The sequence below is a fragment of the Cloacibacillus evryensis DSM 19522 genome, from assembly GCF_000585335.1.
Classification (GTDB): domain Bacteria; phylum Synergistota; class Synergistia; order Synergistales; family Synergistaceae; genus Cloacibacillus; species Cloacibacillus evryensis.
The window spans coordinates 1,901,903-1,913,735 of sequence record NZ_KK073872.1 but is presented as its reverse complement, the minus strand read 5'-3'; the positions used below and the strand labels follow the sequence as shown (position 1 = coordinate 1,913,735).

Annotated in this window: 13 protein-coding genes; 7 read left to right on the top strand and 6 right to left on the bottom strand. The window is 56.4% G+C overall.

What is annotated here, in order from left to right:
• Positions 1–82: 82 nt before the first annotated feature.
• Positions 83–2,173: a glutamine synthetase III family protein gene (locus CLOEV_RS08560; protein WP_034443185.1), complete on the top strand. Its 2,091-nt coding sequence runs from the start codon at positions 83–85 to the stop codon at positions 2,171–2,173.
• A gap of 182 nt (positions 2,174–2,355) precedes the next feature.
• On the opposite strand, the gene CLOEV_RS16820 is transcribed toward CLOEV_RS08560, so the two are convergent.
• Entirely contained in the window at positions 2,356–2,502 is a 147-nt protein-coding gene (locus tag CLOEV_RS16820) for a hypothetical protein (RefSeq protein WP_008712008.1), read from the bottom strand.
• 13 nt (positions 2,503–2,515) lie between these two features.
• A complete protein-coding gene (locus tag CLOEV_RS08555; protein ID WP_232196914.1) occupies positions 2,516–3,067 on the bottom strand; it encodes a flavin reductase family protein in 552 nt (183 codons plus the stop codon).
• A gap of 122 nt (positions 3,068–3,189) precedes the next feature.
• On the opposite strand from CLOEV_RS08555, the gene CLOEV_RS08550 reads away from it, so the two are divergent.
• The 3 genes from CLOEV_RS08550 to CLOEV_RS08540 are packed head-to-tail and all read left to right on the top strand — an operon-like array spanning position 3,190 to position 5,621.
• Positions 3,190–3,945, top strand: a complete 756-nt coding sequence (locus CLOEV_RS08550) for an ABC transporter permease (protein WP_008712004.1) — start codon at positions 3,190–3,192, stop codon at positions 3,943–3,945.
• A complete protein-coding gene (locus tag CLOEV_RS08545) occupies positions 3,942–4,688 on the top strand; it encodes an ABC transporter ATP-binding protein (protein ID WP_084482267.1) in 747 nt (248 codons plus the stop codon). Before CLOEV_RS08550 ends, CLOEV_RS08545 begins: the two co-directional genes overlap by 4 nt.
• A 15-nt stretch (positions 4,689–4,703) precedes the next feature.
• Positions 4,704–5,621, top strand: coding sequence for an MBL fold metallo-hydrolase (locus CLOEV_RS08540; RefSeq protein WP_051484995.1), 918 nt, complete (start codon positions 4,704–4,706; stop codon positions 5,619–5,621).
• On the opposite strand, the gene CLOEV_RS17470 is transcribed toward CLOEV_RS08540, so the two are convergent.
• Entirely contained in the window at positions 5,618–5,866 is a 249-nt protein-coding gene (locus CLOEV_RS17470) for a diguanylate cyclase domain-containing protein (protein ID WP_034443183.1), read from the bottom strand. The two genes, CLOEV_RS08540 and CLOEV_RS17470, sit on opposite strands and share 4 nt — an antisense overlap.
• 223 nt (positions 5,867–6,089) lie before the next feature.
• Between CLOEV_RS17470 and CLOEV_RS08530 the strand changes: the two genes are divergently transcribed.
• Positions 6,090–6,953: a VIT1/CCC1 transporter family protein gene (locus tag CLOEV_RS08530; protein ID WP_008711997.1), complete on the top strand. Its 864-nt coding sequence runs from the start codon at positions 6,090–6,092 to the stop codon at positions 6,951–6,953.
• A gap of 215 nt (positions 6,954–7,168) precedes the next feature.
• On the opposite strand, the gene gltA is transcribed toward CLOEV_RS08530, so the two are convergent.
• Positions 7,169–8,581, bottom strand: coding sequence for an NADPH-dependent glutamate synthase (gltA, locus tag CLOEV_RS08525; protein ID WP_008711995.1), 1,413 nt, complete (start codon positions 8,579–8,581; stop codon positions 7,169–7,171).
• Positions 8,572–9,417, bottom strand: a complete 846-nt coding sequence (locus CLOEV_RS08520) for a sulfide/dihydroorotate dehydrogenase-like FAD/NAD-binding protein (RefSeq protein ID WP_034443181.1) — start codon at positions 9,415–9,417, stop codon at positions 8,572–8,574. Before CLOEV_RS08520 ends, gltA begins: the two co-directional genes overlap by 10 nt.
• A gap of 279 nt (positions 9,418–9,696) precedes the next feature.
• Between CLOEV_RS08520 and CLOEV_RS08515 the strand changes: the two genes are divergently transcribed.
• Positions 9,697–9,942, top strand: coding sequence for a glutaredoxin family protein (locus tag CLOEV_RS08515; protein ID WP_008711991.1), 246 nt, complete (start codon positions 9,697–9,699; stop codon positions 9,940–9,942).
• Positions 9,943–10,081: 139 nt separating this feature from the next.
• Positions 10,082–11,434 carry a hypothetical protein gene (locus CLOEV_RS08510; RefSeq protein WP_034443179.1) on the top strand — a complete coding sequence of 451 codons (1,353 nt, stop codon included), beginning with the start codon at positions 10,082–10,084 and terminating at the stop codon, positions 11,432–11,434.
• A 137-nt stretch (positions 11,435–11,571) separates the two neighbouring features.
• Here the strand turns inward: CLOEV_RS08510 and CLOEV_RS08505 are convergent, their stop codons facing one another.
• Positions 11,572–11,760, bottom strand: a complete 189-nt coding sequence (locus CLOEV_RS08505; RefSeq protein WP_008711989.1) for a hypothetical protein — start codon at positions 11,758–11,760, stop codon at positions 11,572–11,574.
• Positions 11,761–11,833: the final 73 nt, after the last annotated feature.

Sequence of the window (11,833 nt, the reverse complement as noted above, 5' to 3'; positions counted from 1 at the left end):
TGCTTAAATATTGACATTTATTGCGAGCTGCGATAATATGTCCGCGTTAAGGAGAAAGTCCTTTTGAAAAGGAGTGGTTGTGATGATAAAGGTAGAAGAGATATTTGGTACGATGGTCTTTAATGATTTTACGATGAAACAGCGCCTGCCGAAGGAGACCTTCAAAGCGCTTAAAAAGTCTGTCAGCGAGGGCAAGCCGGTCGCGCGCGATATCGCGAACGTCGTCGCCAACGCGATGAAGGATTGGGCGGTGGAGAAGGGCGCGACGCATTTCACACACTGGTTCCAGCCGATGACGGGGATCACGGCGGAGAAGCACGACAGCTTCATTTCGCCGCTTGACAACGGACGTGTGATAATGGAATTTTCCGGCAAGGAGCTTATAAAGGGCGAGCCGGACGCCTCGTCATTCCCCTCGGGAGGACTGCGCGCCACCTTTGAGGCGAGAGGCTACACTGCGTGGGACCCGACATCGTACGCCTTTATAAAGGAAAACACCCTCTGCATCCCCACGGTCTTCTGCTCGTACGGCGGGGAGGTGCTTGACAAGAAGACGCCGCTGCTGCGCTCGATGGATGTCATGAACGTCCAGGCGCTGCGCATTCTGAGGCTCTTCGGCAATAACGACGTGACCCGCGTCACCACCACTGTGGGACCGGAGCAGGAGTATTTTCTCGTCGATAAGGAGCTTTACAAGAAGCGCAAGGACCTTCGTTTCACGGGACGCACGCTCTTTGGAGCGAAGCCGCCCAAGGGGCAGGAGCTCGACGACCACTATTTCGGCGCGATCCGCCCGCGTGTGACGGAGTTTATGGCCGATCTTGACGAAGAGCTCTGGAAGCTCGGCATCTTCGCGAAGACGGAACACAACGAGGTCGCCCCCGCGCAGCATGAGCTGGCGCCGATCTTTACAAATACCAACATCGGCTGCGATCACAACCAACTGACGATGGAGCTGATGAAGAAGGTGGCGGACCGCCACGGCCTCGTCTGCCTTCTTCACGAGAAGCCCTTCGCCGAAGTCAACGGCTCCGGCAAGCATGTCAACTGGTCGCTCTCGACGGATACCGGCCTCAATCTTCTCGATCCCGGCAAGACCCCCTCGGAGAACGCGCAGTTCCTGCTCTTCCTCTGCGCCGTTATCAAAGGCGTGGACGAATATCAGGATATGCTGCGCGCGACCGTCGCGACGGCGGGCAACGACCACAGGCTCGGCGCGAACGAGGCGCCTCCGGCGGTCATCTCGATGTTCATCGGCGAAGAGCTGATGGATATTTTGGAGTCCATCGAGAAGGGGACGGTATATAAGGACAGGGTGGCCAGCCACATGGAGATCGGCGTCGATATGCTGCCGCTCTTCCGCAAGGATACTACGGACCGCAACCGCACCTCTCCCTTTGCCTTCACAGGCAACAAGTTTGAATTCCGCATGGTCGGTTCGAGCCAGTCGATCGCGGGGCCGAACATCGCCCTTAACACGATAGTCGCCGACGAACTTGAACAGTTTGCCGACGTCCTCGAGGGGGCGGTGGATTTCAAAGAGGCGCTCAACGGCCTCATCATCAAGACGATTTCCGAACACAAGCGCATCATCTTCAACGGCAACGGATATGAGGATGCCTGGCTTGAAGAGGCGGCCCGCCGCGGGCTTTCAAATTACAAGACTACGCCCGACGCCCTGCCTCACTATATTGACGAAAAGAACGTAGCGCTCTTCTCGAAGCATAAGGTCTTCACCGAAGTCGAGATGCGTTCACGCTGCGAGGTGCACCTTGAGAACTACTGCAAGGTGCTGAGGATAGAAGCCCTGACGATGGCCGAGATGGTGAGGAAGGATATCATCCCCGCCGCCTACACCTACCTCAAGCGCCTCAGCGAGACGGCGGTCGCGGTCAAGAGTGCCTGCCCGGAGCTGGACTGCGCGATGGAGATCAACATGCTTAAGTATCTGCGCACGCTCACCGATTCGCTTTATGTGAATATCAACAAACTTGAGGAGATACTTGCCGGAGCGGAAAAGTGCGGAAGCGAACTGGAGTCCGCCTTCTACTATCGCGACAAGGTCCTGCCCGTGATGGGCGAGCTGCGTTCGGCGGCCGATGAGATAGAGCGTTTCGTCGGAGAAAAATACTGGCCCTATCCGACCTACGGAGAGCTGCTTTTCAGCGTTTAGGGGAAGCGTAATGCGCTGGACCGCGCTGTCAGCCCAGGTAAAAGATCTCCTATGATTTTGATCGATCAGTGATTTTCCGGCAAACATAGATAACTCCCCCTATTGAAAGCGAGATGGCGTCCGGTCGAGCAGCCGGACGCCATCTCGCGTATCTTTCCCGTATTGACGTAAATCCCGTTTAACTAACTGTTGTCGTCCTCGAAGGGGATCTTATGCTCTTCGGCGCATTCGTAGCAGATCACGACGCTGTTTCCGTTCTCGTCCTCAGCCTCGTGGAAGAGGTCGCAGCATTCCTTTAATGGTTTCTGGCATATTTCGCATCTAAGCATTGCAGGTTCTCCTTTATCTCTTTTTTACCGAATATCCGAAGCTTCCCACCTGGCGGCCGAGCGTGAAGTATTTGCCGTGCGCCGTCGCCGCCAGCCCCGCTTTTTCGAGGTGCAGCACGCCCTTTGCGTCGAGCAGCTTTTCGCTGACGTTGACGGCGATTATCTTCGCGAGGAACATTTCGTGGCTCCCCAACAACATGCTTCTTTCGACTCGGCATTCGATATTGACGGGGCTCTCCTCTATCATCGGGGCGCTCACCTCGCTCGCCGCGATCGCCGTAAGGCCGGGCAGAGCGAATTTATCGACGTCGCGTCCGGATTTCACGCCGCAGAAATCGGCGTTCCATACCAGCCGGTCGGTGGTGAGGTTGATGACGAACTCTCCCGTCTCCTTTATCAGGCCGTAGGAATAGCGTTCCGGGCGCACGGAGACGTAGGTCATCGGCGGCTCGGAATTCACTGTTCCGGTCCAGGCCACCGTAATGATATTCGATTTTTCCATCGTGCCGCAGGAGACCATCACCGGCGGCAGTGGATAGAGCATTGTCCCCGCTTTCCATGTCACCTTGCTCAATCTATGCACTTCCTTATCATATAATATTTTTCACCCGGTAATATTATAGTGTCTTTCGCGCTTTTGGAGGTACAATACTAGCTGAAATTTGTCGATGGGATTTTATATATGAGATGAGAGACTTTGCGATAAAAATATTGAAAAGCGGAGCTTTGCTCCCCCTCTTCGTCCTTTTCTTCTGGTGGTACGGGGCCGCGGCGGGCTGGTGGAATACCTTTCTGCTGCCGTCGCCCGGAGCGGTGTGGCGCGCTTTCGTCTCGTCGCTTGCAGACGGGACCCTACAGGAAAATACATGGGCCAGCCTCAGCCGCATCGCCGTGGGTTTCGGCCTCTCCGCCCTTCTTGCACTTTTGCTCGCGCTCTTATGCAGCTCTTTCCCGCCGCTGCTCGCGCAGCTGGACCCCACGCTGGAATTTCTGCGCCATATTCCGCCGATGGCGGTGATCCCGATGCTCATCCTCTGGTTCGGCATCGGGGAGAGCCCCAAGATAATCCTCATCATCCTCGCCACCTTCTTTCCCGTCTTTCTCAACGCGCTGCAAGGTATCAGGGGCTGCGACGCGAAGCTCGTCGAGGTCGCGCGGGTCTTCGGCTACAACCGTTGGGAGCGCTACCGCCATGTGATACTGCCGGCGGCCCTGCCGTCGATCCTCACGGGGCTGCAGCTCGGACTGGGCTACAGTTGGCGCTCGCTTGTGGCGGCGGAGCTCGTAGCCGCCTCTTCCGGGCTCGGCTATATGATACTTGACGCCGAACAGCTCTCGCGCTCCGATGTCGTGCTGATGGGGATCTTTGTGATCGGCGCGCTCGGCGCGGCGCTGGACTGGGGCTTCGTGCTTCTCTCAAGGGCGCTGAAGGGTGCGGGATGATGTCCTTCCTTACGGTCGACAGCGTCTTAAAAAGCTACGACATAGAGGGGCGGCGGATAGAGGCTCTGCGCGGCGTCTCCCTGGAGATAGGGGAGAACGAATTCGTCACCGTCGTCGGCAGGAGCGGTTCGGGCAAGACCACCCTGCTGCGCATACTGGCCTCTCTTGAGCAGCCCACTGCCGGCGTCGTGCGCTTTCGCGGCAGAGAATGCTCGGAGGAGAACCCGCTGCCGGCGGGGATGGTCTTTCAGGAGGCGCGGCTCATGCCGTGGCTGTCGGCGCTTGACAATATAATCTTTGCCTGTCCGCCGCGCGAACGCGGGGAGGAACTGCGGCGCGCGGCGCTTCGCATGATCGAGACGGTGGGATTGAAGGGTTACGAGGGCGCGCTCCCAACCCAGCTGTCCGGCGGCATGGCCCAGCGTGTCGCGCTTGGACGCGCGCTTATCAAAAACCCGCCGCTGATACTGCTCGACGAGCCGCTGGGGGCGCTGGATTATTTCACCCGCCGCCTGATGCAGCGCGAACTGATACGCCTCTACCTTGAAGAAAAAAAGAGTTTTATAATGGTGACGCATGACGTCGGCGAAGCGCTGCGGCTGGGGACGCGGGTCATCGTCCTTAGGGAAGGCGGCGTGGAGCGCGAGCTTGCAGTCGGCCTGCCGTACCCGCGGCCGAGGAGCTCGCCGGCCTTCCAGAGCCTCATAGACGAGGTGCTGGAGGCCATCGGCGAAGGTGAATAAAGGGAGTGTGCGCAAATGGCGATGAATGAAATATTTCCAAACTTTTACAGAATAAACCTGCCGATACCGCGCGGAGGTTTTGAATCCTTCCTCGACGGCTGGCTCATCGATGACGCCGTTCGGGGGCAGACGATCCTTGTGGAGACGGGACCTGCCTCCGCCGTTCCCGAGCTTCTGCGGCAGCTTGAGGCGCATGGGAAAAATAAGATCGACTTCCTGATATATACCCACATACATTTGGACCATTCCGGCGGCGCGGGACAATTTATCGCCTGCCACCCCGAGACGAAGGTGCTGGCTCCCGAAAAGGGGCGTCAGCACCTTGTGGACCCATCAAAGCTGATAGCTGGCAGCCGGACGAGCCTTGGCAGCCTCTGCGACGTATACGGGACGCCTCTGCCGCTTCCGGCGGAAAACCTCATCGAAGGCGGCATCGCCGGCCTTTCCGTGATCGATACGCCGGGACACGCGCCGCACCACAGCTCATACATCTACGAGCTTGACGGCTTCAGGATACTCTTCGCGGGGGAGGCCGCGGGCTGCTGGTTCCGCCTTGATGACGGCGGCTGCTTTATGCGCCCGGCGACGCCGCATAAATTCTTTTACGACACCGCCATGGCTTCGCTGAATAAACTGCTATCCCTGCAAGATATCGACCTCGTCTGCTTCCCTCACTCCGGATACCTGAAGGATGCGCGCGCGGTCTTCGAGGCGGCGAGAAATCAGATGGCGCTATGGCTTGAGATACTATCCTCGCTTCCCGAGAAAGCATCTCCGGAAGCGGCGGTCAGCGCCCTGAAAGCGCAAGACCCAATGTTGGCAAAACTAGAAAAAATGCCTGAGATGGCCGGAAAAAGAGAAGAATTCTTCATCGGCCAGTCGGCGAAGGGGTATCTGGGCTGGATAGAAAGAGAGAGGAGCGCCGGCGTCTAATGTGAGCCTGACCAATTTTCTGCTCCGCGATGAAACTCATAACAGTTCCCACCTCTAGCCTTTGCCCTGTACATGGCGACATCGGCGTTATCGTACAACTCTTCAAAGGTTCCCCCGTCATTTGGGTAAAGCGCGATCTCGATACGTGCCGTGACCCCTTCGGCTCTGGATATCGCTTTTAGCAGCGCCTTTGCCTTGCCCGAGGCTTTGCTTATATCCGATATAAAGGCAGTGATAGGACGCATTGGCTAGGCAATAGTTCTTCATACCTTTAGATAAAATCCGAAAGAAACATGATGAAAGGAGCAAGGCCGCTATATAATAGAGGGCGCAGATAAGAACGGCATATTTACCCACTAGAGATCCTCCTTAAGATGTGACTGCCGCATTATAGGGAGACATCCCGGATGAGGTCAATAGCCCGCAGTTAAGGATCTGTTAAAAATATGATATGGCGGTGTCTTTATTATGAACAAAGATGTGCTTGAAGCGATCAGGACCATGCAGCTCAACGAAGTTACGGAACATGTCATTTACGCGCATATGGCGCGCCGCGCCAAGGGAGACAACGCTCGTGTGCTGGCGAAGATATCGGCCGAAGAGGGAAAACACGCCGATATCTGGAGCCGTTATACGGGATGCACGCCGAAGCCCGGCGTATTTAAGATATTGTTCTACCGTATCTGCGGGCTGCTTTTCGGCCTGACCTTTGTCATCAACTTAATGGAGGCAGGAGAAGAGGCGGCGCAGGTGGAGTATGCGCGGATCGCGGAAGATGTGCCCGAGGCTCTTGATATATACAAAGAGGAGGAGGAACACGAACGCGAGCTTATCGCGATGGTCGACGATGAACGGCTCAAGTATATCAGCTCGATGGTGCTCGGCATCAACGACGCGCTTGTCGAACTGACGGGAGCGCTTGCCGGTTTCACCTTCGCGCTTGGCAATACCGCGGTCATCTGCATGGCGGGATTTATCACGGGAAGCGCCGCGACGCTTTCAATGGCGGCCTCCGAGTATCTGGCGAAGAAGAACGACCCCGGGGAACATCATCCGCTGAAGGCCGCCGTCTATACTGGCATCGCCTACATGTTTGCCGTCTGTATGCTGCTCGTGCCCTATGCTTTTATCGGCTCCCCGCTGTTCGCGCTCGCCGGATGCCTTCTCAACGCCGCCATCGTCATCATGCTGTTCACCTTCTATGTTTCGGTGGTGCGCAAGGAGCCCTTCACGCCCGCCTTTAGAGAGATGATCTGCATCAGCTTCGGCGTCGCCGGGCTCTCCTTCCTCATCGGCTGGGGGGCGCAGAGGCTGCTGGGGATCTCCATGTAACGGTAAATCGCAGTTTATCTTTCCCCTCTCCCAAGGGAAATCAACGATAGCAGTTTTGCATAATAACAAAAAATCGACGCGAAGAAGTGCCGTAGGCTAAATAAGCCGGCCTCTGAGTACCGGAGCCGTATTCTCCATACGGCGAGGACACTCAGGGGCCGGCTTATGACGCATACGGTGCTTATTCGCGCCGATTTTTATAAACGCCGATTTTATTACTTCGCGGCTTTCTTCTCCGTGATGTACTTATCGATGGCGACGGCGGCGTCCTTGCCGGCGCCCATCGCGAGGATGACGGTGGCCGCTCCGGTGACGATGTCTCCGCCAGCGAATACTCCGGGGACGGAGGTCGCTCCGGTCTTTTCGTCGGCTTCTATGTAACCCCATTTGTTGAGTTTCATTTCGGGGAAGGTGGAGAGCAGCACTTTGTTAGAGCCCTGTCCGATGGCTTCGATCGCGCAGTCCGCCTCGATGAAGAATTCACTGCCTTCCACGGGGACGGGACGGCGTCTGCCGGAGGCGTCGGGTTCGCCGAGTTCCATTTTGATGCATTTGACGCCTTTGAGCTGCCCGCTGCCGTCGTCTACGTATTCGGTCGGGTTCGTCAGCCAGTTGAAGATGATGCCTTCTTCAACGGCGTGGTGGTATTCTTCGATACGAGCGGGAAGTTCGGCGAGCGAACGGCGGTAGGCTACCGTCACTTCTTCGGCTCCCAAGCGTTTCGCGGAACGCGCGGCGTCCATCGCGACGTTGCCGCCGCCGATGACTACGACTTTTTTCGCCTTTTTCGCGGGGGTGTCGAATTTCGGGAATTCATAACCGTGCATGAGGTTGATCCTCGTGAGGTATTCGGAGGCGGAGTAGACGCCGTTGAGCGTCGTGCCGGGCACTCCCTGGAAGTGCGGGGCTCCCGCGCCGACCGCTATGTAGCAGGCGTCGTATTCTTCCATGATCTCCTGCATGGTGATCGTCTTGCCGACGACTACGTTGCATTCGATGTCTACGCCGAGTTTCTGCATCGCCTCGATCTCCATTTTGACGATCTTTTTGGGGAGTCGGAATTCAGGGATGCCGTAGATGAGGACGCCGCCTGCCGCGTGGAGGGCCTCGAAGATCTTCACTTCGTAACCCATTTTCGCAAGGTCGCCCGCGACTGTGAGGCTCGAGGGGCCGGAGCCGACTACCGCGACTTTGCCTTTCTTTTCGCCTTCGTAAACTTTGCTCTGCATGTTTTCCTGCGCGTATTTCCAGTCGGCGACGAGGCGTTCGAGTTTGCCGATCGCGACGGGCTCAAAGTCTTTCATTTTGCCGACTGTGCAGAGGCCTTCGCATTGTGACTCCTGCGGGCATACGCGGCCGCAGACGGCGGGGAGGTTGGTGTATTTGTCCATTACTTCGGCGGCTCCGGCCATGTCGCCCTCTTTGACGCATTTGATGAAGGCGGGGATGTCTATCTTGACAGGGCAGCCGGCGACGCAGGGCTTCGTCTTGCACTGCAGGCAGCGTCCCGCCTCTATCTGTCCCTCTTCGAGGGAGTAGCCGAGGCAGACTTCGCCGAAGTTGCCTTTGCGTACTTCGGCGTCCTGCTCTTTGATGGGGGTCTTCCACTTTGAGAATGTTACAGCCATGTCGGTTCACCTACTTCTGCTTCATATTTTTCCATTGAGATTTTTTCTTCATCTTTATACTGACGGAGGCGGCTCATGAACTCGTCCCAGTTGACCTTGTGCCCATCAAATTCAGGACCGTCGACGCAGGCGAAGAATATTTTGCCGTCGACCGTTACGCGGCAGCAGCCGCACATGCCTGTGCCGTCGACCATCAGGGGGTTGAGCGACACCCATATCGGCAGGCCGAGTTCTTTCGCGGCCTTGGTGCCGAATTTCATCATGATCGAGGGGCCGATGCACCATGAACGGTCGATCTTGTCGCCGCGCTCGACCACCATCTTCATCGCTTCGGTGACGACGCCCTTCATGCCTTCGGAGCCGTCGTCGGTGGTGATGATGAGTTCGTCGGAATACTTACGGCATTCGTCTTTCATGATGACGAGGTCCGAGGTGCGTCCGCCGAGGATGGTGATGACTTTGTTGCCGGCGAGCTTGAGGGCTTTGATGATGGGGTAGAGGGCCGCGATGCCTACGCCGCCTCCGACCATGAGGACCGTGCCGTAGTTCTCGATCTCGCTCGGCGAGCCGAGAGGGCCGGAGATGTCCTGGATGCAGTCGCCGACATTGAGGCCCGACATCGCCGCGGTCGTCTTGCCGACGACCTGGAAGATGAGGCGGATAAGCCCCTTTTCGGTGTCATAATCGGCGATGGTGAGCGGTATTCTCTCTCCATTGTCATTGACGCGCAGTACGACGAATTGTCCCGCCTTCGCGTGGTCGGCGATGCGCGGAGCTTCGACCCAGATGTCGAATTCTTTCGGCGCAAGCTTTTGCTTTGATACGATTTTGAACATGATGTACCTCCTCTAAGAATGTAAAGAGCAATCGATGCTTCATAACCCGATTTACGCAAACTGCGTATAAATTTAGCGCAATTTCGTAAATAATGCAATGTGCCCAAGCATAAAAGGATAAACCAACCGTAAAAGAATTTTTTACGGATTGGTACGGACGCGGCGGAGGCGGTTTTTACCGGAAAAATATCTGCCTTTTATGCGAGGGAATATTATGGAGTTATGAGGTATAATAGCGTAAGTGAAACAATTTTAAAATAACGTTAAGGAGTGACTTTTATGGAAGTTAAAGTTTATTCGACAGATACATGCCCCTGGTGCACAAAAGTAAAGGAATACCTTGATAAGCTCGGCGTGAAATATACGCCGGTCAACGTTTCCACGGACAGGGCGGCCGCAATGGAGCTTGTGAAAAAGACGAAGCAGATGGGCGTTCCCGTCACCACCGTCGGCGACAAGTTCGTCGTCGGCTACAATCCAAGTGAGCTTGAAGCCGTCCTCAAGGAAAACAACCTGATCTCCTAAAAACCGCTTGCCTTTACACTTTTGAGAGCCTCCGGCGAGTGAAAAAAATAGAGAATTGGTATATCATAATGGCAGCAGGCTAAAGCCCTGTTGTCATTATTTTTTTGTTCATATCTAAGCGGAAGGCCGGTGTTTTTGGATGAAAAAAATTTCATTTTCATTTGGCGCATCATTGGGCAGGAGCACAACGACATTTGCGAAGCTGAAGGATGATTTCGGCGCGGCGGCGCTTGCGGCGCAGCGCTGGCTCGCGGAGACCCCGTCCGGCACGGCGGGACATGGCTGGATGACGCTGCCGGACTCTCCCGTTGAGGATATAGAGTCGACGGCCCGCTGGCTTGCCGGTTATGACAGCGTGATACAGGTCGGCATAGGCGGCTCCGCGTTGGGGAACCTGATGCTGAACCAGGCGCTCCTGGACGGTTTTTACAACGAGAGCGCGCGGAAGCCGAAGTTCTATCTTGCGGACAATCCCGATCCAGACAAAACTCTTTCGATCTGGGAACGCGTAAAAAGCGGCCGCACGGCGCTCGTCGGCGTCAGCAAATCGGGCGCCACCGCGGAGACGATGACGCAGTTCCTCTGGTACCGCGACCGGCTGCTGAAAAACGGACAAAGCGACGCCGACATCCTTGTAATAACGGACCCGGAGAGGGGCATCTTCCGCGCCTTCGCGGGCGGCTCGCGGTGCCGTGTGATGGAGCTTCCCGCCTCGGTCGGCGGCCGTTATTCCGTGCTTTGCCCGGCTGGGCTCGTCACCGCCGCCGCTCTCGGCATCGACGCGCCGGCGCTGCTTGCGGGAGCCGCCGCGATGAAAAAGTTCCTCACGGAGGAACGTTCTTTCGATGATAACCCCGCCCTCAAGTTAGCCGCCATCCACCTGCTGCATGAGAGGGAGAATCGCCCGATGTCCGTCCTGATGCCCTATTCAAGCAAAATGGCCTACTTTGCGGAGTGGTACGCGCAGCTGTGGGCCGAGAGCCTCGGCAAAAATGGGCTCGGCACGACGCCGGTGCGCGCGCTCGGCGCGATCGACCAGCACTCGCAGGTGCAGCTTTACACAGAGGGTCCCGACGACAAACTCTTCACGCTGGTAGCCCTCAAAGACCACGGCCCGGAAGCCGTCGTGCCGGCGATAGAGCACGAGGCCTTAGCTCCGCTCAAATATCTTGACGGGCAGGGCATCGGCGCGATGCTGAACCTTGAGGCGAAGAGCACCGCGGCGGCGATCGTGAAGTCCGGCCATCCGCTGATCTGGATAGAACTTGAAAAACTCGACGAAGAGACTCTCGGCGCGCTGGTCTTCTTCTATGAATACCTGACGGCGATCACGGGCCGCATGATGGGCATCGATCCCTTCGACCAGCCCGGCGTCGAACAGGGCAAGAAATACACCTATGGCCTGATGGGCCGCGAGGGCTACGAAAAGGACGCCGAAGAGGTCGGCGAATGGTTCAAAAAGATTTCCGCGGAGAGGATCGAGGCGCTTTAATTTCAGCCGCGATAAAAATACCGCCCCCGTTCCAGAAAGAGAAATGACGGAACGGGGGATTTTTGTCGATATGTCACCGTTAAGTCCGAAAAAGTGTGTTTTTAAACCACTTTTTCGGGCTTAACTGCGGCGCCGCGTTACTCCGATATTCTCAGTTTGATGAAGTCGCCGGTCAGGTTCCAGCTTTTTTCGATTATATTGTCGGTCTCTCCCGGCTGCATCCAGGGAAGCATGTTTGCCATGCCAAAGGCGTCTATTATGGCGATGAACCGCTCGCCGCTGTCATTTATGTAAAGATATACGCCCTCGGGCTGCTGTTTTGCCATTTTGAGAAGCCTCCAAATTTCCACTAGAGATATTATAATAGTTATATTACTACATACCGAGGGCATCGGCTAG

What these genes read in the sequence shown, in the direction of transcription:
- CLOEV_RS16820 (WP_008712008.1), bottom strand. Translation starts at nt 2,502, where the DNA reads ATGCTTAGATGCGAAATATGCCAGAAACCATTAAAGGAATGCTGCGAC.
- CLOEV_RS08505 (WP_008711989.1), bottom strand. Translation starts at nt 11,760, where the DNA reads ATGGCAAAACAGCAGCCCGAGGGCGTATATCTTTACATAAATGACAGC.
- gltA (WP_008711995.1), bottom strand. Translation starts at nt 8,581, where the DNA reads ATGGCTGTAACATTCTCAAAGTGGAAGACCCCCATCAAAGAGCAGGAC.
- CLOEV_RS17470 (WP_034443183.1), bottom strand. Translation starts at nt 5,866, where the DNA reads ATGCGTCCTATCACTGCCTTTATATCGGATATAAGCAAAGCCTCGGGC.
- CLOEV_RS08550 (WP_008712004.1), top strand. Translation starts at nt 3,190, where the DNA reads ATGAGAGACTTTGCGATAAAAATATTGAAAAGCGGAGCTTTGCTCCCC.
- CLOEV_RS08520 (WP_034443181.1), bottom strand. Translation starts at nt 9,417, where the DNA reads ATGTTCAAAATCGTATCAAAGCAAAAGCTTGCGCCGAAAGAATTCGAC.
- CLOEV_RS08530 (WP_008711997.1), top strand. Translation starts at nt 6,090, where the DNA reads ATGAACAAAGATGTGCTTGAAGCGATCAGGACCATGCAGCTCAACGAA.
- CLOEV_RS08545 (WP_084482267.1), top strand. Translation starts at nt 3,942, where the DNA reads ATGATGTCCTTCCTTACGGTCGACAGCGTCTTAAAAAGCTACGACATA.
- CLOEV_RS08540 (WP_051484995.1), top strand. Translation starts at nt 4,704, where the DNA reads ATGGCGATGAATGAAATATTTCCAAACTTTTACAGAATAAACCTGCCG.
- CLOEV_RS08510 (WP_034443179.1), top strand. Translation starts at nt 10,082, where the DNA reads ATGAAAAAAATTTCATTTTCATTTGGCGCATCATTGGGCAGGAGCACA.
- CLOEV_RS08515 (WP_008711991.1), top strand. Translation starts at nt 9,697, where the DNA reads ATGGAAGTTAAAGTTTATTCGACAGATACATGCCCCTGGTGCACAAAA.
- CLOEV_RS08560 (WP_034443185.1), top strand. Translation starts at nt 83, where the DNA reads ATGATAAAGGTAGAAGAGATATTTGGTACGATGGTCTTTAATGATTTT.